Source organism: Flavobacterium sp. GW823-FHT04A11, from assembly GCF_058796535.1.
In genome coordinates, this window is the sequence record NZ_CM179503.1 from 2361700 (window position 1) to 2387839 (window position 26140).

Sequence of the window (26140 nt, forward strand, 5' to 3'; positions counted from 1 at the left end):
CAAATTAACCTTCCTTCATTTTTCTCGTACTTCTGATTTGTCAAATTTGTCCGCTTCATTTATATAATTATTCGATTAAAACTATTGCTTTAAAATAGGCTCTTTTAAAAAAGAGATTTTATAGTTGATTAAATTTTATAATTCTATGAAATTATAATTCAACAGATTATGAATTGCTTTTTTGAGAAGTCAGAATTGAAATTTTAAAAACAATCTTTAAAATTATTTATGCGACCACTATTAGAAAATGTTATAAATAATTTTTGATTAAACATAAAACTATTTAGTATGGATAGAATATTTACTTTTCCACGTATAAGAACTTTATTTTTCTTTTGTTTTTTAGTTATTTTTTCAATGCTATCGTATACTGTTAGAGCACAAGGTCCGGGAGGAGTATCAACCGGTTTAAATTTATGGCTCGATGCAAGTAATGGCACAGCCGTTACCGGAAGCAATTTAACTGGCTGGACTGACAAAGCTTCTATAAATACTTTTGCAGTTAGTGCTACCCCTCCAACTGTTACAGCAAACGCAATTAATTTTAATTCTACAGTAAATTTTAATAATAGTATAGCTCTGGATGTTTATCCCGGTAATCAGAATTTAATTGGTAATACTGCAATCAATTATACTGATGGATATGCGGTTTTTAAAGTAAATGATCCAAATGGCGGTGTTATTATTGGTGGTACAAGTCCTGGTTCTAGTTATGGTAAAGCTATTTTTGCTGAATTTAATTCCGGTATACATTCCGGAAATGGAGAACCAACAACTTACTCCAGTTTTCCTTTTACTGATTTTGATAATTTTCACGTTTTTGGAATGGATGCAGCTTTGGCCGGTAACATGATAGGCCGATTAGATGGGGCTGATCAGAGTATGACTGATTTATTAGGATTTTCGTCGATAAACTTTGTGCCTACTGTTGGTACTACCAATAATAACGGAAATTCTGCAGGATGGAACCATTTAAATGGACAAATTGCAGAAGTTATTGTATACGACCAAACTACATCAGGGCAAAGAATAAATATTGAATCTTACTTAGCAATCAAATATGGTATTCATAAAACAGGTAACTATGTAGACAGCGCCAATACAATTTTATGGAATGCTGTTATAAATTCGGTTTATCATAACGATGTTTTTGGAGTAGGGCAAGATACTGCATCTGGCTTACTACAGACACAATCTAATAGTATGAATACAGGAAGCGGAGACGGAACAGGACAAGGCGGAAAGGGAAATATTGTAATAAGCAACCCTTCGTCATTGTCAAATAATAGCTTTTTATTAATTGGACATGATAGTAATAATTTCTCGTTTGTTACTACAAATTTGCCAACTGGTTCTCCGATAGGGTTTGCCCGCATGGATCGCATTTGGAAAACAGAAACGACAGGCAGTGTAGGTACAATAAATTTAGAATTTGATGTCACAGCTATTTCAATTCCTGGAACATTAAGTGGACTTCAACTATTAGTTGACGATGATGGTGATGGCAATTTTGCAACCGGAACTGTAACCATTATATCTTCTAGTTCTGTTTCTGGAAATAAATTATTATTTGACAATGTGAATTTTCCGCCTGGAGCTACTTTTACTTTTGGTACAATAAATACGTTATCATCAACCATAGGTCCGGGAGGAATAGCTTCCTCAGATTTAGTACTATGGTTAAAAGCAAATGCAGGTACATCAACTGTTGTAAATGGTGCTGGTGTTACAACCTGGAATGACCAGAGTACAAATAATAATCATGCCACAGTACCTTCTTCTATGGCATTTCTAAGTGGTGGTTCAGCCATTCCTTTAGCACCGACATTCCAAACAAATTATCTGAATTTTAATCCATCTTTAAATTTTAATGGAACTTCGGGAACTAGTATGTATGCGATGCAGGCAACATTTTCGGTTCCTATAACAAGTAATAATATTTCGGCATATGTTGTGCAAAAAATGAATACACAAACGGCTACTACGAATGGTAGAGTAATCACCATTTCAAATGGATATAATATTTCAGATTATGACAATACAAATGGAATTGCTTTAATAGAAAGAAATGGAGGAAACGATGTGATCCATTCAACTAGAAATGGTGTTTCTTTACCGGGTATTAGTACAATATTAGGTAAAGACATAATATTATCAACTCATTTTACAACATCAAATCAATATAGAATAGAAAGCAATGGTAGCGCTTTTACAACAAATGCCTATACAACTGCTAATCTTAATTCGCAAATTTATCGTTTAGGAAATAGCACGATTATCAGAACAGATTATTTTAATGGTAATATTGCGGAGGTTATTTTTTACAAAACAGATCAATCTTCTATTTCTAATAATCATAATAAAATAGAAACATATCTGGCTATTAAATATGGTTTTACTTTAGGAACATCAGCTACACCAGCAAATTATATTTCATCAAATGATGCTGTTATATGGGATGGAACAGCTAATTTGGCTTATCATAATGATGTTTTTGGAATAGGTAAAGATGATGCTTCAGATTTAAATCAGACTACTTCTAATAGCACAAATACAGGTTCCGGAAATGGTACCGGACAAAGTGCAAAGGGAAATATTATAATCAGCAATCCATCATCATTAGTAAATAATTCATTTTTAATTGTGGGTCATAATACTAACGCACTTACAGAAGCAGATGTTATCGATGGAGCAAATACAACAAAAAGGGTTCAGAGATTATGGAAGGTTCAAACTACCGGAACTACTGGAACTGTGAGTTTGAGTTATGATATCACGGGACTGACATACTCTGGACATATCGCCAGTGATTTTTCTGTTTTGGTCGACCCAACAGGAACAGGTACTTTTGATGGATCATCTTTACAATATATTGCAACTTCTATTTCTGGTAATAAAGTTAATTTTGATAATATAAATTTACCCAATGGTGCCGTATTTACATTTCAGACTTTATTGGTTCCTGTAATTCCAACTGTTCAGGCAACAAATGTTAGTTTTACAAATACAACAGGAACAACAACTACAGCCAGCTGGACAAATGGTACCGGGAGTTCAAGAGCAGTATTCATATATGCTGGAGCAAGCGGAAGTCCGGTTCCGGTAGATAACACAACTTATACAGCAAATAATACTTTTGGCGCAGGAACACAAATAGGAACAACCGGATGGTATTGTGTTTATAACGGTACAGGAACAACTGTAAATATAACAGGTTTGACTCAAGTCACAACTTATCAGTTAATGGTTGTTGAATATAATGGTAGCACAGGAAATGAGATATATTTAACCACTACAAGCACGGGAAATCCTGTGGGAATAACAACTATTACATCTGGACCTGGTGGAGTATTGGGTGAAGTAATATGGTATAAAGCAAACTCAGGTATTACTTTAAATGCAACCAATGTAGCGCAATGGAATGATTTTAGCGGAAATAATAATAATGCTATACAACCTACTGGAGCCAGTCAACCTCTTTATACTACGAATAGCATTAATTTTAACCAGGCAGTTACTTTTTCAGGTACCAATTATTTAACTGCTCCTGTAAATAATTTACCTTCTGGAAATAGTGCACGTTCTATATTTGTAGTAGCTAGTTCTACTAATACACAACCAACGAATAGTTGGGTATATGGATACGGTACAGCCACTCTAGGCAGAGCTTTTAACATAGGGAAATTATTAAATGCAACTACGCTATATGCCAGTGCTTATGGTAATGAAGCACAATCTTCCTCAAATTTTTGGACTGTTAATGTGCCAAAATTAGGTACTGTTACTTACAATACACCAACAGTTTCGTTTTTTGATGCCGGTGCTTCTATTGGTACCAGTACTCAGGCAGGCTGGAATACATTACTTACTACAAATAGTGGAAGAATAGGCGCTTTTGTAAATGCTACAAACGAACTTTGGAGGGGTAATATTGCAGAAATAATTCTATACCCATCATTAATTTCAGTTACTGCAGCCATAAGTGTCGAATCCTATCTAGCGATAAAATATGGTATTCATAAAACAGGTAACTATCTTAATAGCGCAGGTACTGTGGTTTGGGACGCAACAGCCAATGCAGCTTATCACAATGATGTATTTGGAATAAGTAAAGATGATACTTCAGATTTAAATCAGACTATTTCTAATAGTACTAATACAGGTTCCGGAAATGGTACAGGACAATCTGGAAAAGGTAATATTATAATCAGCAATCCATCATCATTAGTAAATAATTCATTTTTAATTGTTGGTCATAATACAGGTCCATTAACAGAAATAACGGGAAATGTCCCAGGTTTTACGATAAAAAGAGTGCAAAGACTTTGGAAATCTCAAACGACGGGAACACCCGGAAACGTAACATTGAGTTATGATGTAACCGGACTTACTTATTCTGCACAAAGTTTTAGTGATTATGCTCTTTTAGTCGATCCAACAGGTACAGGCGATTTTACCGGTGGAAGTGTCGTAAAATATCCAGCTGTATCCTTAACTGCGAATAAAGTTACCTTTAATAATGTGGCATTGCCAACAGGAGCAGTATTTACTTTTCAGACATTTGCAGCTCCATTACCACCAGTTGTAACTAGTTTCAGCCCTCAATCTGGACCTGCGGGTACAACCGTTGTTATAAATGGAGCTAATTTTGGCGCAACAGCAGCTGAAAATATTGTATTTTTTGGTGCAGCTCAGGCTGTGGTGAGTGCGGCTAGTACAACCAGCCTGACAGTTACTGTACCCGCGGGTGCTAGTTTTCAACAAATATCAGTATTAAATGGTACAACTGTTTTATTGGGATATTCTACGATTCCGTTTAATACAAGTTTTACACCAAATAAAGGAAATATAACTATTGATGACATCCAAAGTAAGATTGATTTTACAACGGTAAGCCAGGGAAATTCAGGAGATATTTCGATGGGAGATTTTGATGCCGATGGTAAAATAGATTTAGCAATTGCAAATAATGTTGGTGCAGTAACGATTTTTAAAAATTCATCAACCAGTGGTGCAATTACTTCTTCCTCTTTTACTTCAGCAGGAAATTTTACTGTTGGTACAAATCCTCAGGGTATTGTAGTTGGAGATTTGGATGCTGATGGTAAATTAGATATTGCTGTAAGTAATAGATTGAGTAATACAATTTCTATTTTAAGAAACACATCCACGGGAAGCGGAAATATAAATTTTGCAAGCGCAACATCATACGCTGCAGGTGATGCCCCTATAGGAATAGTAATGTATGATTTTGATAAAGATGGTAAATCAGATATTATAGTTAGTAATTTTAGTTCGTCAAATAGTAATGTTTCTATTTTTAAAAACACGTCATCTGGAATTGGAAATATCAATTTTGCTCCAAGAACATTTTTTGCAACTGATAATGGGCCGGTAAGAGTCGAATTGGGAGATTTTGATAATGATAATAAAATGGATATTGCAGTAGCCAGTTATCTTGCAGATAAAATTTCAATTTTTCAAAATACTACTGGAAGTGGGAGCATTACTTTTTCTGGTCCGATAGGTTTTGCCTCGGGAGGTGCAAGACCTAATGATATAGTTGTAGGGGATTTAGATGGTGATGGAAAGGCAGATATTATTATGGGTAACGAGAATATAAGCTCAATATCTATACTTCATAATACTTCATCGGGAGCAGGAAATTTTAATTTTTCGCCTACTGCTAACTTAACGGTTACCGGAACTGTAAACAGAGTGGCTGTTAATGATTTAGATGGTGATGGGAAATTAGATATTGCAGCAGGAAACAGCGGTTCATCTTTATTTGTTTTTCGAAATACCTCGTTAAGTGGCGCTATTAGTTTTGGTAATAGAGTTGATTATAGCAATCTTTCAGGAACGGCTGCTATAATTATGGGAGATTTTGATGGGGATGGCAAAAACGATATTGCTAATCTAAGTAGTAATAATATTTCAGTTTTCCGAAATAATCCATTATTTGAACCAACAGTTCAGGCAACGAATGTTGTTTTTAGTGCGACCACCGGAACAGCAACTACTGCAACTTGGACAAATGGAAATGGTTCTTCAAGAGCGGTATTTATGTTTGCAGGATCTACTGGAAGTCCGCTACCGGTTAATTTTACCGCTTACACAGCAAATCCCGCTTTTGGATCAGGCACACAAATTGGCACCAGTGGATGGTACTGCATATATAATGGCACAGGAACAACCGTAAATATTACAGGATTAACTCCCGGCACAAATTATCAGGTTATGGTTGTGGAACAAAACGGTTCACCAACTGATGAAATGTATTTAACTACAGCAAGCACTGGAAACCCTGCGGCTTTAACTACTCTGAGCAACGATGCAACCTTAAGTAATCTAACTTTGAGTGAGGGAACATTAGATCCTGTTTTTGCAAGTGCTACTACCATTTATACTGCCACAGTACCTTATACAACTACAACTTTAACCGTTACACCAACAACTACTGAAGCCAACGCAACCGTAACAGTAAACGGTACAGCAGTTACGAGTGGGAGTGCTTCGGGAACAATTAATTTGTCAGTTGGAGCAAATGTGATTACCACAGTAGTTACTGCTCAGGATGGTACAACTTTAGGAACTTATACGATAACAGTAACCCGATTACAGCCAACGATTGTTACAACAGGTAGTTTATCGGCATTAACAACCGTTTACGGAACACCATCTGCATCAGGTACTTTTAATGTTTCGGGTACAAACATGATTGAAGGAGTGGTAATTTCACCCCCGGCAGGATTTGAAGTAAGTAGTGATAATATCAATTTCGCTGTTAGTATTGCTATAGGAGGATCAACTACAATTACAGACATACCAGTTTATATAAGATTAAAAGAAACGGATGTAGTAGGAGATTATTCTGGAGATGTAGTGTTAACCAGTGATGGAGCAGCAGATGTAAACGTACCAACGGTTTTAAGCACAGTTACTCCGGCTCCTTTAACCATTACAGCCGATAATCAAACAAAAGTTTACGGCGAAGCCAATCCGACTTTAACGGTAACTTACACGGGTTTTGTAAACGGAGATACAGAAGCAAGTTTAACCACTCCGCCAACCGTTTCTACAACCGCCGTTACCGGAAGTGCCGCTGATTTATATACCATCATAGCAAGTGGCGCGGTAAGTCCTAATTATGATATCACTTACGTGAATGGAAATTTGAACATAACTCCGGCGCCTTTAACCATTACGGCAGATAACCAGACCAAGGTTTACGGAGATACGAATCCGACTTTAACGGCAAGTTATACAGGTTTTGTAAATGGTGATACCGAGGCAAGCTTAACCACGCCTGCCACTATTTCGACAACAGCCGATGCGACAAGCGCAGTAGGAACTTATCCGATAACTGCCAGCGGTGCGGTAAATCCGAATTATAGTATTAGTTATGTTGACGGAACTTTAACGGTAACACCTGCAGTTTTAACTATTACTGCCGAAAGTAAAACAAAAGTTTTTGGTTCGGCAAATCCTCCTTTAACACTCTCGTATGCTGGATTTGTAAACGGTGATGATGAAACAGATTTGTCACCAGCGCCAACAATTTCAACAACAGCAGTTTTAGGAAGTCCCGTAGGCAATTATCCAATCACACCAAGTGGAGGAGCGAATCCAAATTATACAATTAGTTACGTCGGTGGTACTTTGACGGTAACTCCTGCAGTTTTAACCATTACGGCAGATAACCAGACTAAAATTTACGGAGATGCAAATCCAACTTTAACGGTAAGTTACACAGGTTTTGTAAACGGAGATACGGAGGCAAGTTTAACTACACCGCCAACAATTACCACAACTGCCGATGTCACAAGCGTTGTTGGAACCTATCCAATAACGGCAAGCGGGGCAGTTTCCTCAAATTATACTTTTACTTACGTTGATGGAACATTGACAGTAACTCCTGCAGTTTTAACCATTACGGCAGATAACCAGACTAAAGTTTACGGAGATGCAAATTCGACTTTAACGGCAAGTTATGCAGGATTTGTAAATGGCGATACAGCGGCTAGTTTGACCACACCGCCAACAATTACCACAACAGCCGATGCGACAAGTATTGTTGGAACCTATCCGATAACAGCAAGCGGTGCAGCTTCATCAAATTATAGTTTTACTTACGTTGATGGAACGCTGACAGTTACGCCTGCAGTTTTAACCATTACGGCAGATAACCAGACTAAAGTTTACGGAGATGCAAATCCGACTTTAACGGCAAGTTATGCAGGATTTGTAAACGGAGATACATCGGCAAGTTTGACTACACCTCCAACCATTACCACAACGGCCGATGTGACAAGTGTTGTTGGAACTTATCCAATCACGGCCAGCGGAGCAGCTTCAGCGAATTATACTTTTACTTATGTCGATGGAGCATTGCAAATTAATCCTGCTAATCTTCAAATTACAGCGGATGATCAGATCAAAACTTACGGAAGCGCAAATCCGCCTTTAACGATTAATTATACAGGTTTTGTAAACGGAGATACAGAAGCTAATCTAACTACACCTGCAATTGCAAGCACAACTGCTACAACGAGTAGTCCGGTAGGTATTTACCCAATAATAGTTAGCGGAGCTACTTCGCCAAATTATACGATTGGATATGCAGTGGTTGATGCAACTCTTACTGTTAATCCTGCGCTTGTAACCATTACTGCAGACAATCAGACTAAAATTTACGGAGATGCAAATCCAACATTAACGGCAAGTTATGCAGGATTTGTAAACGGAGATACATCGGCTAGTTTGACAACGCCGCCAACAATTATCACAACAGCCGACGCGACAAGCATTGTTGGAGCCTATCCAATTACGGCAAGCGGCGCAGCTTCATCGAATTATACTTTCACTTATGTTGATGGAACATTGACGGTTACTCCTGCGGTTTTAACAATTACAGCAGATAACCAGACTAAAGTTTACGGAGATACAAATCCAACATTAACGGCAAGTTATGCAGGATTTGTCAACGGTGATACATCGGCAAGTTTAACCACAGCGCCAACAATTACCACAACAGCCGATGCGACAAGCGTTGTTGGAACTTATCCAATTACGGCAAGCGGAGCAGTTTCATCGAATTATACTTTCACTTACGTTGACGGAACATTGACTGTGACTCCTGCAGTTTTAACCATAACGGCGGATAATCAGACTAAAATTTATGGAGACGTAAATCCAACATTAACGGCAAGTTACACAGGTTTTGTAAACGGGGATACATCTGCAAGTTTAACTACAGCGCCAACAATCACGACAACAGCAGATGCAACTAGCGCCGTTGGGACTTATCCAATCACGGCAAGTGGGGCAGCTTCGGCAAATTACACTTTTACCTATGTTGACGGAACGTTGACCGTAACTCCAGCAGTTTTAACCATCACAGCGGATAACCAGACTAAAATTTACGGAGATGCGAATCCGACTTTAACGGCAAGTTATGCAGGTTTTGTAAATGGTGACACATCGGCAAGTTTGACCACGGCACCGACAATTACAACAACAGTGGATACAACTAGCGTCGTTGGAACTTATCCAATAACAGCAAGCGGAGCAGCTTCAGCTAATTATACTTTTACTTATGTTGATGGAACGTTGACGGTTACTCCTGCAGTTTTAACTATTACAGCAGACAACCAGACTAAAATTTACGGAGATGCGAATCCAACTTTGACGGCAAGTTACACAGGATTTGTAAATGGCGATACATCGGCTAATTTGACAACAGCACCAACAATTTCCACCACAGCCGATGCTATAAGTGTTGTTGGAACTTATCCAATTACGGCAAATGGAGCAACTTCAGCGAATTATACTTTTACTTATGTTGATGGAACATTGACAGTAACTCCTGCAGTTTTAACTATTACAGCAGACAATCAAACTAAAATTTATGGAGATGCCAATCCAACATTAACGGCAAGTTATGCAGGTTTTGTAAATGGTGATACATCGGCAAGTTTGACCACGGCACCGACAATTACCACAACAGCGGATACAACTAGCGCCGTTGGAACTTATCCAATCACGGCGAGCGGTGCAGCTTCAGCAAATTATACTTTTACTTATGTTGATGGAACATTGACGATTACTCCTGCGATTTTGACCATTACGGCTGATAATCAGACTAAAATTTACGGAGACGCGAATCCAGCATTAACGGCAAGTTATTCAGGTTTTGTAAATGGTGATACATCAGCAAGTTTGACTACACTACCAACAATTACAACAACAGCGGATGCAACTAGCGCCGTTGGGACTTATCCAATTACGGCAAGCGGTGCAGCTTCAGCTAATTATACTTTTACTTATGTTGACGGAACATTGACAGTAACTCCTGCGATTTTAACCATCACGCCTGATAATCAGACTAAAATTTACGGAGATGCAAATCCAATTTTGACGGCAAGTTATGCAGGTTTTGTAAATGGCGATACATCGGTTAGTTTAACAACGCTGCCAACAATTTCTACAACTGCCGATGCAACAAGTATTGTTGGAACCTATCCAATCACAGCAAGCGGGGCAGCTTCGTCAAATTATACTTTTACTTATGTTGATGGAACGTTGACAGTAACGCCTGCAGTTTTGACCATCACGGCTGATAATCAGACCAAAATTTACGGAGATGCGAATCCGACCTTAACGGCAAGTTATGCAGGTTTTGTAAACGGGGATACATCAGCAAGTTTAACCACAGCGCCAACAATTTCAACCACTGCCGATGCTACAAGTATTGTTGGAACTTATCCAATCACGGCAAGCGGTGCAGTTTCTGCAAATTATACTTTTACTTATGTGGATGGAACATTGACAGTGACGCCTGCGATTTTAACTATTACCGCGGATAACCAGACTAAAATTTACGGAGATGCAAATCCTACATTAACGGCAAGTTATGCAGGTTTTGTGAATGGTGATACATCGGCAAGTTTAACCACAGCGCCGACAATCACCACAACTGCCGATGCAACAAGCATTGTTGGAACCTATCCAATCACTGCAAGCGGTGCAGTTTCGGCAAATTATACTTTTGCTTACATTGACGGAACATTGACGGTAACTCCTGCAGTTTTAACCATCACGGCGGATAACCTGACTAAAATTTACGGAGACTCAAATCCAACATTAACGGCAAGTTATTCAGGTTTTGTAAACGGTGATACATCGGCAAGTTTAACCACGGCACCAACCATTTTCACAACAGCGGATGCTACAAGTCCAACAGGAACATATCCAATCACGGCAAGCGGAGCAGTTTCAGCAAATTATACTTTTACTTACGTTGATGGAACGTTGACGGTAACTCCAGCAATTTTAACTATTACAGCGGATAATCAAACAAAAATTTACGGAGAAGCAAATCCAACTTTAACAGCAAGTTATGCCGGTTTTGTAAATGGTGATACAGCAGCAAGTTTGGCTACACCGCCAACTATTTTTACCACAGCCGATGCGACTAGTATTGTTGGAACTTATCCAATCACGGCAAGCGGAGCGGCTTCAGCAAATTATACCTTTACTTATGTTGACGGAACTTTGAGCGTAACGCCTGCAATACTTACAATTACCGCAGATAATAAAACTAAAGTTTATGGAGATGCAAATCCAACTTTAACAGCAAGTTATGCCGGTTTTGTAAACGGAGATACATCAGCTAGTTTGACTACGCCGCCAAATCTTTCTACAACTGCTGATGCAACTAGCGTTGTTGGAAATTATCCGATAACAGTGAATGGAGCGGCTTCTTCAAATTATACTATAACTTATGTCAATGGAACGCTTAGTGTTACTGCATCAACATTACTAACTATAATTGCGGATAACCAGACTAAAATTTACGGAGATGCAAATCCAGTATTAACAGTAACTTACTCAGGATTTGTAAATGGTGATAACGAGACGAGTTTAACAACTTTACCAACTATTACAACAATAGCCGACCAAAGTAGTCCTGTAGGTACATATCCGATTACGGCAAGTGGAGCGACATCTCCAAACTATACAATTATTTATGTAGACGGAACTTTAACTATTACGCCGGCATTACTTACAATTAGTGCGGATAACCAGACTAAAATTTACGGAGATGCCAATCCAACATTAACGGCAAGTTATGCAGGTTTTGTAAACGGGGATACATCAGCAAGCTTAACCACGGCACCAACAATTTCCACCACAGCGGATGCGACAAGTCCAACAGGAACTTATCCAATCACGGCAAGCGGAGCAACTTCAGCAAATTATACTTTTACTTATGTTGACGGAACATTGACTGTAACTCCTGCAGTTTTGACTATAACAGCAAATAATCAGACTAAAATTTACGGAGATGCGAATCCGACTTTAACGGCAAGTTACTCCGGATTTGTGAACGGAGATACATCAGCAAGTTTGACAACGCTGCCAACAATTTCCACCACAGCGGATGCTACAAGTCCAACAGGAACTTATCCAATTGCGGCAAGCGGCGCAGCTTCTGCAAATTATACTTTTACTTACGTTGACGGAACGTTGACCGTAACTCCTGCGATTTTAACTATTACAGCAGACAATCAGACTAAAATTTACGGAGATGCCAATCCAACATTAACGGCAAGTTATGCAGGTTTTGTAAACGGGGATACATCAGCAAGCTTAACCACGGCACCAACAATTTCCACCACAGCGGATGCGACAAGTCCAACAGGAAGTTATCCAATAACAGCAAGCGGGGGAGCATCAGCAAATTATACTTTTACTTACGTTGATGGAACTTTAACTGTTACACCTGCAGTATTAACTATTACAGCAGACAACCAAACTAAAATTTACGGAGATGCGAATCCGACTTTAACGGCAAGTTATTCCGGTTTTGTAAATGGAGATACAGCCGCAAGTTTGACCACAGCACCAACAATCACGACAACAGCCGATGCGACAAGCGTTGTTGGAACGTATCCAATCATGGCAAGCGGTGCAGGTTCAGCGAATTATACTTTTACTTACGTTGATGGAACATTGACTGTTACTCCTGCGATTTTAACTATTACAGCAGACAATCAGACTAAAATTTACGGAGATGTGAATCCAACATTAACAGCAAGTTATGCCGGTTTTGTAAACGGAGATACATCAGCTAGTTTGACTACGCCGCCAACAATTTCTACAACAGCCGATGCGACAAGCGTTGTTGGAACCTATCCAATCACGGCAAGCGGGGCAGCTTCGTCAAATTATACTTTTGCTTATGTTGATGGAACATTGGCTGTAACTCCTGCTATATTAACGATTACCGCTGATAATCAAAGCAAAACTTATGGATCAGCAAATCCAACATTAACGGCAAGTTATTCAGGTTTTGTAAATGGCGATACAGCCGCAAGTTTAACAACGCTGCCAACAATTACAACAACTGCCGATGCGACAAGTCCAACAGGAACTTATCCAATCACGGCAAGCGGTGCAGCTTCGTCAAATTATACCTTTACTTATGTTGATGGAACGTTGACTATAACTCCTGCAATTTTAACCATAACAGCTGATAATCAGACTAAAATTTACGGAGATGTAAATCCAATATTAACAACAAGTTACACGGGATTTGTAAACGGAGATACAGCGGCAAGTTTGGCAACAGCACCAACAATTACTACAACTGCCGACGCGACAAGCGTTGTTGGAACTTATCCAATTACGGCAAGCGCGGCAGCTTCAGCAAATTATACTTTTACTTATGTTGACGGAACATTGACGGTAACTCCTGCAGTTGTAACCATTACGGCAGATAACCAGACTAAAATTTATGGAGATGTTAATCCGACTTTAACGGCAAGTTACGCAGGTTTTGTAAACGGAGATACAGCGGCTAGTTTGACCACACCGCCGACAATTACCACAACTGCCGATGTCACAAGTCCAACAGGAACTTATCCGATAACGGCAAGCGGAGCAGCTTCATCAAATTATACTTTTACTTATATTGATGGAACATTGACGGTAACTCCTGCAGTTTTAACTATTACAGCGGATAATCAGACCAAAATTTATGGAGATGTCAATCCAACTTTAACGGCAACTTATTCGGGTTTTGTAAACGGGGATACATCGGCAAGTTTAACTACACCGCCAACAATTTCAACAACTGCCGATGCCACAAGTCCAACAGGAACTTATCCGATAACGGCTAGCGGTGCGGTTTCTGCAAACTATTCCTTTACTTATGTTGACGGAATTTTGAGCGTAACGCCTGCAATTTTAACCATTACGGCTGATAATCAGACCAAAATTTATGGAGATACAAATCCAACATTAACGGCAAGTTATACAGGTTTTGTAAACGGAGATACATCGGCAAGTTTAACCACAGCGCCAACAATTACGACTACTGCAAATGCAGCAAGCGCCGTTGGAACTTATCCAATCACGGCGAGCGGAGCAGCTTCTGCCAATTATACTTTCACTTATATTGATGGAACATTGACGGTGACTCCTGCAGTTTTAACTATTACAGCAGATAACCAAACCAAAATTTACGGAGATGTTAATCCGACATTAACGGCAAGTTATTCCGGTTTTGTAAACGGCGATACATCGGCAAGTTTAACTACACCGCCAATAATTTCTACAACAGCAAATACAGCAAGCGCCGTTGGAAATTATCCAATTACGGCAAGTGGTGCGGTTTCGGCAAATTATACTTTTACTTACGTTGACGGAACATTGACGGTAACTCCTGCAGTTTTAACCGTTACAGCATATAACCAGACTAAAATTTACGGAGATGCAAATCCAACTTTAACGGCAAGTTATGCAGGATTTGTAAACGGAGATACATCGGCAAGTTTAACAACACCGCCAACCATTACCACAACTGCTGATGCAACAAGTCCAACAGGAACCTATCCAATCACGGCCAGCGGAGCAGCTTCATCAAATTATACTTTTACTTATGTTGACGGGACTTTAACGATTACACCTGCAGTTTTAACTATTACAGCGGATAATCAGACCAAAATTTATGGAGATGCAAATCCAACATTAACAGCAAGTTATTCCGGTTTTGTAAATGGTGATACATCGGCAAGTTTGACCACAGCGCCAACAATTACCACAACTGCGGATGCGACAAGTGCCGTTGGGAACTATCCAATTACGGCAAGTGGGGCAGCTTCAGCAAATTATACTTTTACATATATTGATGGAACGTTGACAGTTACGCCTGCAATTGTAACAATTACGGCAGATAACCAGACCAAAGTTTACGGAGATACAAATCCAACATTAACGGCAAGTTACGCAGGATTTGTAAACGGTGATACATCGGCAAGTTTGACAACACCGCCAACCATTTCCACAACAGCCGATGCGACAAGTCCAACAGGAACCTATCCAATCGTGGCGAGCGGGGCAATTTCCTCAAATTATACTTTTACTTACGTTGATGGAACATTGACCGTAATACCTGCAGTTTTAAGCATAAAGGCAGACAACCAGACCAAAGTTTACGGAGATGCAAATCCAATATTAACGGCAAGTTACACAGGATTTGTAAACGGAGATACATCGGCAAGTTTGACCACAGCGCCAACAATTACTACGACTGCTGATGCAACAAGCGTTGTTGGAACTTATCCAATCACGGCAAGCGGAGCAGCTTCATCAAATTATACCTTTACTTATGTTGACGGAACATTGACGGTAACGCCAGCAGTTGTAACTATTACGGCAGACAATAAAACCAAAATGTATGGTGATGCGAATCCAACTTTAACGGCAAGTTACGCAGGTTTTTTAAATGGTGACACATCGGCAAGTTTGACTACACCGCCAATAATTTCTACAACTGCAAATACAGCAAGCGCAGTTGGAAATTATCCGATAACGGCGAGCGGCGCAGCTTCAGCAAATTATACTTTTGTCTATTTTGACGGAATATTAACAGTAACTCGTGCAGGTTTAACTATTACCGCTGACAATAAAACCAAAACCTTTGGAGAAGCAAATCCTCCATTAACAGCAAGTTATTCCGGATTTGTAAATGGTGATTCGGTTATGAGTTTAACGACTCCTGCAGTTATTTCGACGACTGCAACTGCAGCAAGTCCGGTTGGATTATATCCTATTTCGGTAAGTGGTGCAGCAGCTTCAAATTACAATATTTCGTATGTTGCGGGAGTATTGACAGTGACATCTCCAAATGATGTTAACCTGACAAGTCTGACTATTAGTAGTGGAACTCTTAGTCCTGCATTTTCACCAAATGTTCTGTTGTATACCACTACTGTTGCCAATAATATTACTTCAGAAACGATAATAGCAATAGCAAATGACCCTTTAGCATCAATAACAATTAACGGAACGGCAGTTGCAAGTGGAGCTCCTGCTACAATTTCTTTAGTACCAGGACTGAATACAGTACTTATTAAAGTTGTTGGGGGAGATGGTATAACTACTAAAAATTATACAATCAATATTACGAAAGAGGAATCAAATAATGCAGCTTTATTTGATTTAAGTATTAGTCAGGGAACATTAAACCCTGGATTTGAATCGAATATAAATAATTATAATGCAGTTGTTAAGTACGATGTAGCCTCAATTACAGTAACTCCAACAGCGGAAGATGCTGAATCTCAAATAACCGTAAATGGATTGGCTGTTGCCAGTGGTTCTGCAAGTGCTCCAATAATTCTGCACTCAGGAGATAATATTATTCAAACAATAGTTACGGCCGGAGATGGCATTACAAAAGAGACGTATACAATTGTAATATACAAAGGTGTTTCTCCGGATCTGGTATTTGCAAATAATATTCTATCGCCGGACGGAGACGGTAAAAATGATTTCTGGGAAATTAAAGACATTCTTTTATATCCAAATAATACCGTTACAGTTTATGACAGGGCGGGTAGAATCGTATATTCTAAAAAATCATACAGCAATGAATGGGATGGATCATATAGCGGATCTCCACTAAACAATGATACCTATTATTATCTGATTGATTTAGGAGACAGCTTGCCAAAAATCAAGGGATTCATAACCATGATCAGGAATTAGCAGCCATAATAGAAAGTTCAGATAATATAATTTTTATATCATAACCATATCAATATGAGTACAAGTAAAAAAATAATAATGAGATTATTTGTCATCAAGCCAATCCTGTTTTTAAGTATAGTTTTTTTGATTGCTGATACGGCTAATGCACAACTAAATAAATTTGAAGCCATGTACTACCAAAATCAATATTTAGGCAATCCGGCAATGGCGGGAATAAATAAAGGCCTGAACGCAAATATTGGATATCAGAGACAATGGGATGAGGTTCCGGGAAATCCGGTAATGATGTATGGAACAGCAGAATACAATCCCGATGACAGATTAGCTTATGGACTTAATTTTTATAGCGACAGGGCAGGTTTAATTACCAACACAAGGATTTTAGGAACTTTTGCCTATCATCTTCCTCTTGATGCAGAAGATCGAAAATTAAATTTCGGACTTTCCATTGGAGCCAGATTTCTATCGCTTGATAAGAGTAAAATAAGCGGAGATATCACTGATCCGTCCATTCAGAATTTTGATGAAGGAGGAGCTTTAGATGGTGATTTTGGTATTTCGTATACAACAAAATTATTAACACTTCAGGCGTCGGTACCTAATTTAAACAATACATTTTTTGAAGATAACGATGGTGAAAGAAGATATGTAGATAATCAGGTTTTTTATGGTGCCGCAAGCTATAAAATTTATGTTTCCAGCAGAATAAATGATTTCAATATTCAGCCGCTTGTTGCTTTTAGAGGTATTAAGGGATTAAAAAATATAGTAGATATTGGTGCCAATTTTGAAATGCCCGAATACCACATGAATATATCAACAATGTATCATACTAATGAAGTTGTTTCAGGCTCTTTTGGAATTACCTTAGATAAACTCGGCATCTTCTTGTCTTACTCTGGATTTATTGGAAATTCCGGCGCTTATGCAAATGATGCAATTGAATTGGGTTTGCGCTATAAATTTTTAGAGTAATATGAGTTCTCCAAAATAAAAATAAACTCATTTAGAAGTTTGTTTTTATCCTTTGCAATTCAGTTGGAGAATAGCCAAATTGTTTTTTGAACGCAAAAGAAAAATGCGATAAATTCTCAAATCCGGTTTCATAATAAACATCAACAGGTTTTTTGTTTTTTTCAGTAAGCTGATAATAAGCCAGTTCTAATCTTTTTTTGGTGAGCCAGCGTTGCGGTGTACTGTTAAAAGCCTTATGGAAATCCCGCTTAAAAGTGGTGAGACTTCGCCCTGTTAAATACCCGAATTTTTCCAATGGCATATTAAACATAAAGTTTTTCTCCATAAAAGTAATCAAATCAATCTTGTCAGGTTCGTCAAAGTTGGCTAATATCGAATCGATATCCTGATCAATATTTCTAAGAATTGAAATTGCTTCTGTAATTTTCAAAGAGGCGATATTTTCGGGAAAATTCTCCTGCATTTCAAAATAAGGAATCAGCGATGCCAAACAGCTTTCCAACAAAGGATGTTTATGAAAACTGAAAATTTTTGGTGTAGCCGTTTTTAGCTTTACATTTTCATGATCATAAAATCCTCTCAGTCTTTTAGCCGATAAATGCATGGCAACTGCTTTGTGAGGCAATCCGTCTTTTGGAATGTTAATGATGGTGGCCAATTGATTTCTTGGAATCAAAAAAGTACTTCCCGGACCAAATACAAAACTTTCATCTGCCTGAATAATTTTCGTTTCACCCGAAATTAACCACACAAGCAAATGATCATTAAACGCGGCTTCCGTTTTAAACAGCCTGCCGGTGTAACTGGAAAGTTTAATCTCCGGGTTGATATAATTTACCTGATAATCCATAATTGCTTGTGTGGTATAAAGATACAAATATTAACTAAGGTCGAATTTTATTCCGGTCATCTCCTCGCTTAATTTCCATAAACGTTTTGCATTTTTTTCATCTAATGAATACTCTTTAATACCGCCAATAATTGCTTCATTTGAACTCAATGTGGCTATATCTGCATTTTCGCAATAAACGCCGCCAATATCATTTAGTAATTTGCTTGTGGCCGCCCAGACTGTTGTGGCTGCGCCTTGCGGAATAGTTTTTAAGGAAGCAGCAACTTCAGGAAGTATATTTCCTTCTGCATCACTGTAACCCAGTTTTTGAAACAAATCGATCGGTGCTTCTCGTGCTAATTCTGTTTCCCCAACAGCACCGGGACATAATGAATAACTTCTCACATTATGGTCTTTTGCACGCATGTCTAATTCCAAAGAAAAAAGATTAACCGCTGTTTTTGACTGTCCGTATCCCTGCAAAGTTTCATATTCCCGATTTAGGAAATTAGGATCTTCAAAATTAAAATCAGAAAATTGATGCCCGCCCGAAGATAAGTTTACCACTCTGGCGCCATTTGCTTTTTTTAATGCCGGCCATAACCTTGCCGTGAGTTGATAAAGAGCCAGATAATTAGTTGCCAATTGCGATTCATAACCTCGATTATCCCTGCGTAAAGGCACCCACATAATTCCCGCATTGTTGATGAGTAAATGCAACGGTTTTTCTGAAAGCAAAAACTTTTCGGCAAATGCATCAACAGAATCCGGGTTCATCAAATCCATTTTTTCTATCATTACATTTGCAATTCCATCCAGATTTCTTTTCGCTTTTTCTATGTCTCTGGCGGGTACAATAACCGTTGCGCCAGCTGTTGCAAGTGTTTTAACCGTTTCTAAACCAATACCTGTATTTCCGCCCGTAACAATGGCAATTTTTCCGGTAAGATCAATGCCCTTTATAACTTCCCTGGATGTTGATTTAGCATTAAATCCGGAACCTGTCGCTTTCTGCAGTTTTCCCTGATAATTATTCTGTTCCATTTTTTTAAAAATTTAAATTGTTTTAATAGGACAAAATTAGAGGATACAAATCGCTGTGACTTTGTTCAAACGTCCGAATATGTTTTGTTTAAACGTCCATTACAGAAAGCGTTCCAAATTATTTACTTTATACATTTTATTACATAAGCTATTCGATATTAAACTTTTAGTAACTGGGAATTGTATAACTTCTGCCTGAAATTTCATACTTCTTAATCCGTGTTCATTTGTACCTTTAATCTACGATAAAACGTTTATTATAAAAAAAATATATTATGGCAGAGATTAAAATTGAGAAAAAGAAGCCAATATGGCCGTGGATTGTAGCAGTTCTATTAATTGGAGCACTTGTATACTTTGTATTTTTAAGAGATAACGAAGTACAGGGTGAAAGAAGAGTAGAAACTGAAAACAGTACAAGTACAGATACTATAAATTCAAGTACGACAGATACGATAAATTAACGGGAACTAGCAGGAATAAAAGAGCTCTTTCGCTCAAATTTAGGAGTAAATAATCTCTGGGATTTGATGCTGATGGAAAGAGTAAACTTACCAGCTGGACATTCCTGTTTTAGACTTCGGGAGAACAACAAATTAAAAAAACAAATTATGGAAAATAAAGATAGAAATTTATACAAACTGGATGAACTTTCAGATTATAAAATTGCTTCAAACTACTCAGACATAAGAGGATGGAAAATCGTAGATGCGGACAACCGTACTATAGGCAAAATTGATAATCTTTGGGTTAATAAAGATATGAAACGTGTTGTCTATCTGGATGTTAATGTGGATAAAGCATTAATAGAAGACAGTAAAAATGAAGTACACGATGCTATAGCGCACGACAATGGCAGAGAGTTTATATACAAAGATGGTGATAGCCACATCATTATACCAATTGGATCTGTATCTATAAACAAGGATACAAAAATTGTTATGGCCAATAATATTGGATATAATACCTTTAGAAACACCAGCCGATATAACACTCAGCATAATTTTGACAGAAATTATGAGCGAAGAGTGATGGATTCATATTATCCTGGAAATAATTCTAACCCTGATTATAACAGTGATGATGATGCTTTTTATAATCGTAGAGAATTTGACAATCACTAAATTCTTCTTGAGATATGATTTCCTAAATATTCAAACTTTATGAATATTACAAATCAATCAATTGAATTTAAATGCATAAAAAATCCCATTTCAGAAGAAATGGGATTTTCTTTTTACAGACAAATTATAATATAAAAAGCCGATGAATTATCATCGGCTTTGATATTGTATAGTAAAAATGTAGATTAGCTTGCCATTATAAATGTTCCCGGCTTTTCCTGATTTTCATCGTTTTCTTCTACGGGTTCATTTTCAGAATCTTCTTCTTCCCAGTCATTTTCATCATATTCTGAATCGAAATCATCTTCAAGTAAATCTTCCAATTCTCCTAATTCTAAGTTGTAGTGATTGCTTGCAGATAATTCAGCAGCGTACCCTTTTTCCAGATAATCATCATAATTTAACAACAGCTGTTCTTCATAAGATGAAAGGTCGGATGCTGATTCTTCAAATGCATAGTAATTTTTAGATTTCATATAAATAAGTTTAGTTGATGGCTTTGTCACTAATTCTTTTTCGAATTAGAATAATATAAAGATAGAGGGTCACATCGCTTATGATTTTATATAATTTCCGAGTGTGATTGCTAAATTTTCATCTGAATTACTTTGGTTGAAATAATCAATTATGATGCTTGTTTGTAACATCATCCAGCGAACTGTTTCCGTTACCATTTGATTTTCTAACCACTGTAATTTGTCCGTTAAGTTCCATTACAACAGCTTTTACATCTTCAATCTGATCAATTCCTGAGTTCCTGATCATAGAAAATATTTCACTTTTAGTAATAGCTTCCTTTGCCATTGTTTTCTCTATAAATATTCCGTCATAAAATATAAGGCTGGGAACTGCATTTATAAGTCTTTCCATTTTCTTGGAAGATCGGGCAGTCCAGGCAAAAAAATATTGCATGATAATAATGAGTAACAACACAATAGTTCCTTCAACCAGCGGAACCATGGCCAGCATCATATACGATAAAGTTGACCCCAAAGCAACAGTAACAACAAAGTCAAAGGCATTAAGTTTTGCCAAAGTGCGTTTGCCTGAAATGCGGAGGAAAAAAAATAAAGTAATAAAGGCGATGATGGTAGCAGCGACAACATGTCCAATGCTGATCCAGTCTTTAAAAAAAACTTCTTTCATAATATTTTATTAAGATCTAAGTATGATTAAATGTTGGATTGCCAGATTGCCTTCAAATTAGTATCAATCCAATTTTATAATTCCTTTTTCTACGGCAGTTAATAATGTTTGGTAATCCTTTTTATTTTGTCTGCTGTACGCAAGTGAAAAACGGCCGATTGCTTTTTTAAACTTGTCACTTTTTCCAATATATCCGGAAATAACAGCGGCAGCATTTCCTGTTCTGGCATGTGCCTGAGCAAGCGCCCATCCGCAGGAATTGGCATAGTGTACAAGATTTTTGAAGTTCATCGTTTCAATAACCGGTTTTATTTTTGCATCACGCATTTGCCTTACATAATAATTTCGTCCTTTTTCATCAGATGTCCAGCCTAAGAAAATATCAGAAGCAGACTGCATCAAACGCTGACCGTTAACGACACGCTGACCGTGATGTTCATATTCACTTTCTGATGTAAAAGGCGTGAGAACACTTTGGTAAGCTTCTTTAAATTGAAGGAATAACGGATCTCCCGAATCTGATAATAATAACATTACCCCGCACCACGTACCAACACTTCCAACTCCGACAACTTTTATAGCGACGTCCTGAATTTTGTAATTTTCGAGTAAGACTTTACGATCGTCAGGAAGAGTTTCTTTGTATCGCAGAAATGCATTTTCGGCCCGGCGTGAAAAAGCTTCTTGTTTCTTGCCTTCGAGATGATAAATAAGGGGAGGATTATCCAGAATTATTGCTTTTCCGTCTTTTACTTCGGTCATTTTTTCAAACTCTTTTTCGTGAGGAGTTCGTTCAGATGCTTTTTCAAGACGCTTTTGAGCTAACTTTTTGGAGAGATTGTCGTTGCCGGATTTAATCATGTCTTCAAAACGAATATCTTCATACCAAACCTGAAGCGCAGACATTTTAGCATACTTTCTCATGTTTTTTGTGTAGCTGGTCACTACTATTTCAGCTACTTCTCTGGATTTATTTTTAGAAAAACCTTTATGCTTGGCAGCAATTGCAAAACTGGCCGCCAGACGTTTTATATCCCATTCCCATGGAGCAATAGCGGTTTCATCAAAATCGTTTATGTCAAAAATGATATTTCGTTCCGGCGTTGCAAATCCTCCAAAATTCAACAAATGACAATCTCCGCATATCTGTATATTTAGATTAGTAGATTTTTGAAGACCCAAATCTGTAGCCATAATTCCGGCTGCACCACGAAAATGCGTAAACGGCGATTCTAAAATACGTTGATATCTTATAGGCAATAGTTCTTCAATACGGCCTTTTGTTCGTTCAATATGCAATTCTACCACGTTTCGTTCTGTTACCTGAAATTTTCCATGTGATTTTCTCGAACAATTTTTTCTTAGCGAACGTCCGAACGCATATTGATCTTTTCTGGTTTGTTTGCCGTGTTGTAAATTAGTGATTTCAGGATTTTCAGAACTCATTTTTTATTTTTTAATATACATTGTAACTTCTATTTCCAAATTAAATAATGCATGGAAAGAAGCCAAAGAATAGATATAGCAACTCTTGTAAGGAGTTACTTTTTTTATCGAAAACAATAATAAACAATCAATTGTTATATTACGATTATCGAAAATATTACGTTAAATAATTACTTGCTATTACAATAGAAAATCTCCATGACCCTCTTTTTCGAGTGTACTGCAGAATTCACTGTCAAGAAAATTTGAATCTCTGCTAAAGCATAATGGCTCGTTTAGTGATTCAAAAGCCTGTTCCAGATGGTTGCGTTCATGTTTTTCCATAAACATTTGTGATCCTGAATATAAAGAAGTTTGATGGTGGTTATTATCGTGGCTGGCTAATCTCATGGTAATGGTTTTTAAGTTATAATTTCTAACTCAAAGCTAAAAAACATCATAGAGGAAATCTTTACATTATTTGACGTCAAAAGTTGTTTAATTTTCAGTTTGTAACTTATTGAGATATATTGCTCTACACTTCTTGAAGTAATTTGAAATGCCTTGTAATTTTGAAAAGCTTTACGAATTTTATGTAATTATATTTAAGGTTGTAGAAGTACATTTATTTATTAAAAAACACGATTTACTTTTTTGAAAAATAAGAAACCCTATTATAAATGCAATTGCATTTTTTTTTGGTTTAAAAGAAAGAAGATTTAACCTAAAAGTTTATAAATACAATAGTTTGAAAAAACAAAACAAGGACAAAAAATGAAGACCGAAATAATTAAAAAGCGAATTGCAATTTTAGGAGGAGGACCAAGCGGACTCTTTATGTACAAAAGATTAATAGAATCCGGTAAATCAGATTTTGAAATTGATATTTATGAACGAAAAAGTACCCTTGGCGCAGGAATGCCTTATAGCCATGAAGGAGCAAATGATGAACATGTAACTAATGTTTCTGATAATGAAACACCTGAAATAGTGACGTCAATTTCAGAATGGATTTTAACTGTTCCTGCAGATATTTTGACGAGGTTTAATATTGATCCTGAGAAATTTAATGAGTATAAAGTCGTACCAAGATTGCTTTTTGGATATTATCTCGCCGATCAGTTTAAGCTATTACAGCAAAAAGGTGATGCAACCGGAATAACAACCCGAATTCATTATCAAACCAATGTATTGGATATTAGTTATAATGAACAAGGAAAAGAAGTTTGGGTAGAAACCACAACGGGCAAAGACAAATTTGATTATGTAGTAATTTGTACCGGACATAACTGGCCGGTAAGATATGAGGGTAAAGTCAAAGGATATTTTGATGCTCCGTATCCGCCATCAAAACTTTTGCTGAAGCTGAATCACGCGGTTGCGATAAAAGGATCTTCTTTAACCGCTATTGACGCTATAAGAACACTTGCAAGAGAAAACGGTTCATTTGAAAAAGATGAAAATGGAAACGTAACTTTTCAAAGCCACGCCGAAAGTCCGGATTTTAAAATGATTATGCATTCCAGAAGCGGAATGCTTCCTGCGGTTCGGTTTCATCTTGAAGATTCTCACCTTAAAAATGACTTATTACTGAGTGAAGAAGAAATTGAAATCCACAGAAAAAACAATGATGGATTTTTGTCTCTGGACTTTGTATTTCAAAAAGATTTTAAAGAGATTTTCAGGGAGAAAGACCCTGATTTTTATAATCGAATTAAAGATTTCAGTATTGAAGAATTTGTTATGGAAATGATGGAACTTCGCGAACGTCTGGAACCTTTTCAGCTTTTAAAAGCAGAATATATTCAGGCAGAGAAATCGATAAAAAGACAGGAATCTGTGTATTGGAAAGAAATGCTGGCAGTTTTGAGTTTTGCAATGAATCATCCTGCAAAATACCTTTCGGCAGAAGATATGCAGCGTCTTCAAAAAGTATTGATGCCGCTCATTTCAATTGTAATAGCCTTTGTTCCGCAAAAATCCTGCAGCGAATTGCTGGCTCTTCATCACGCGGGAGTTTTGGATATTATTCCCGTTGGGGCAGAAAGTACAGTAGAACCCCAAAACGGCGGAGGAATATTATACAACTTTCTGGATCAGGAAAACAATCCACAATCTGTATTTTATGAGACTTTTGTCGATTGTGTGGGTCAGCCTCATTTGTCTTATGAAGATTTTCCTTTTAAGAGTTTATTGATGCAAAAAGCAATTACGCCCGCAAAAATAAAATTCAAGTCTAATGATGTAGGGCATATCGCTTTTTTAGAAGGAAATAAATCTATAGAAAAAGATAATAACGGAAGTTACTTTTTGAGCGTTTCAGGAATTGCCATTAATGATAATTTTCAAATTATTGATCAATACGGCGCTTACAATGAAAACCTGTACATTATGGCCGTGCCTTACATTGGCGGTTATAATCCCGATTATTCCGGATTGGATTTTTGCGAAGCAGCTTCCTTGCGCATTTTAAATAGCATGGAACAAATTGTAATGAACTAAAAATTATCATTTATCACAATAAAAAAAGCCT

General features: G+C 37.5%; 11 protein-coding genes. 5 read left to right on the forward strand and 6 right to left on the reverse strand.

Annotated elements, in window-relative coordinates; all coding sequences use genetic code 11:
* The first annotated feature begins 357 nt into the window (after positions 1 to 357).
* Both AC3QL1_RS10125 and AC3QL1_RS10130 read left to right on the forward strand, forming a co-directional pair.
* Positions 358 to 17058: an MBG domain-containing protein gene (locus tag AC3QL1_RS10125; protein WP_492497272.1), complete on the forward strand. Its 16701-nt coding sequence runs from the start codon at positions 358 to 360 to the stop codon at positions 17056 to 17058.
* A 54-nt stretch (positions 17059 to 17112) separates the two neighbouring features.
* A complete protein-coding gene (locus AC3QL1_RS10130; RefSeq protein WP_492497274.1) occupies positions 17113 to 18036 on the forward strand; it encodes a PorP/SprF family type IX secretion system membrane protein in 924 nt (307 codons plus the stop codon).
* A gap of 31 nt (positions 18037 to 18067) precedes the next feature.
* Here the strand turns inward: AC3QL1_RS10130 and AC3QL1_RS10135 are convergent, their stop codons facing one another.
* Complete coding sequence (locus tag AC3QL1_RS10135) at positions 18068 to 18886, reverse strand: helix-turn-helix domain-containing protein (protein ID WP_492497276.1); 819 nt, start codon at positions 18884 to 18886, stop codon at positions 18068 to 18070.
* A 30-nt stretch (positions 18887 to 18916) separates the two neighbouring features.
* Positions 18917 to 19912 carry an SDR family NAD(P)-dependent oxidoreductase gene (locus tag AC3QL1_RS10140; protein ID WP_492497277.1) on the reverse strand — a complete coding sequence of 332 codons (996 nt, stop codon included), beginning with the start codon at positions 19910 to 19912 and terminating at the stop codon, positions 18917 to 18919.
* Between the two features lie 275 nt (positions 19913 to 20187).
* On the opposite strand from AC3QL1_RS10140, the gene AC3QL1_RS10145 reads away from it, so the two are divergent.
* Positions 20188 to 20376 (forward strand): hypothetical protein, encoded by a 189-nt coding sequence (locus tag AC3QL1_RS10145; RefSeq protein WP_492497279.1) that lies wholly within the window; start codon positions 20188 to 20190, stop codon positions 20374 to 20376.
* 72 nt (positions 20377 to 20448) lie between these two features.
* Positions 20449 to 21036: a PRC-barrel domain-containing protein gene (locus tag AC3QL1_RS10150; protein ID WP_492497280.1), complete on the forward strand. Its 588-nt coding sequence runs from the start codon at positions 20449 to 20451 to the stop codon at positions 21034 to 21036.
* A gap of 185 nt (positions 21037 to 21221) precedes the next feature.
* On the opposite strand, the gene AC3QL1_RS10155 is transcribed toward AC3QL1_RS10150, so the two are convergent.
* The 4 genes from AC3QL1_RS10155 to AC3QL1_RS10170 form a co-directional block, all read right to left on the reverse strand.
* Positions 21222 to 21512, reverse strand: a complete 291-nt coding sequence (locus AC3QL1_RS10155) for a hypothetical protein (protein WP_492497282.1) — start codon at positions 21510 to 21512, stop codon at positions 21222 to 21224.
* 145 nt (positions 21513 to 21657) lie between these two features.
* Positions 21658 to 22182: a DUF421 domain-containing protein gene (locus tag AC3QL1_RS10160; RefSeq protein ID WP_492497284.1), complete on the reverse strand. Its 525-nt coding sequence runs from the start codon at positions 22180 to 22182 to the stop codon at positions 21658 to 21660.
* 63 nt (positions 22183 to 22245) lie between these two features.
* Complete coding sequence (locus tag AC3QL1_RS10165; protein ID WP_492497286.1) at positions 22246 to 23628, reverse strand: DUF2252 domain-containing protein; 1383 nt, start codon at positions 23626 to 23628, stop codon at positions 22246 to 22248.
* A gap of 180 nt (positions 23629 to 23808) precedes the next feature.
* Entirely contained in the window at positions 23809 to 24018 is a 210-nt protein-coding gene (locus tag AC3QL1_RS10170) for a hypothetical protein (RefSeq protein ID WP_492497288.1), read from the reverse strand.
* A gap of 363 nt (positions 24019 to 24381) precedes the next feature.
* Here AC3QL1_RS10170 and AC3QL1_RS10175 point away from each other — a divergent pair, with 363 nt between their 5' ends.
* The gene (locus AC3QL1_RS10175; RefSeq protein WP_492497290.1) at positions 24382 to 26109 is read left to right on the forward strand and encodes an FAD/NAD(P)-binding protein; all 1728 of its coding nucleotides are present in this window, start codon (positions 24382 to 24384) and stop codon (positions 26107 to 26109) included.
* The last annotated feature ends 31 nt before the right edge of the window (positions 26110 to 26140 follow it).

Coding starts and splice junctions, on each gene's coding strand:
- AC3QL1_RS10155 (WP_492497282.1), bottom strand. CDS start 21,512: ATGAAATCTAAAAATTACTATGCATTTGAAGAATCAGCATCCGACCTT.
- AC3QL1_RS10170 (WP_492497288.1), bottom strand. CDS start 24,018: ATGAGATTAGCCAGCCACGATAATAACCACCATCAAACTTCTTTATAT.
- AC3QL1_RS10130 (WP_492497274.1), top strand. CDS start 17,113: ATGAGTACAAGTAAAAAAATAATAATGAGATTATTTGTCATCAAGCCA.
- AC3QL1_RS10135 (WP_492497276.1), bottom strand. CDS start 18,886: ATGGATTATCAGGTAAATTATATCAACCCGGAGATTAAACTTTCCAGT.
- AC3QL1_RS10175 (WP_492497290.1), top strand. CDS start 24,382: ATGAAGACCGAAATAATTAAAAAGCGAATTGCAATTTTAGGAGGAGGA.
- AC3QL1_RS10150 (WP_492497280.1), top strand. CDS start 20,449: ATGGAAAGAGTAAACTTACCAGCTGGACATTCCTGTTTTAGACTTCGG.
- AC3QL1_RS10165 (WP_492497286.1), bottom strand. CDS start 23,628: ATGAGTTCTGAAAATCCTGAAATCACTAATTTACAACACGGCAAACAA.
- AC3QL1_RS10160 (WP_492497284.1), bottom strand. CDS start 22,182: ATGAAAGAAGTTTTTTTTAAAGACTGGATCAGCATTGGACATGTTGTC.
- AC3QL1_RS10145 (WP_492497279.1), top strand. CDS start 20,188: ATGGCAGAGATTAAAATTGAGAAAAAGAAGCCAATATGGCCGTGGATT.
- AC3QL1_RS10140 (WP_492497277.1), bottom strand. CDS start 19,912: ATGGAACAGAATAATTATCAGGGAAAACTGCAGAAAGCGACAGGTTCC.
- AC3QL1_RS10125 (WP_492497272.1), top strand. CDS start 358: ATGCTATCGTATACTGTTAGAGCACAAGGTCCGGGAGGAGTATCAACC.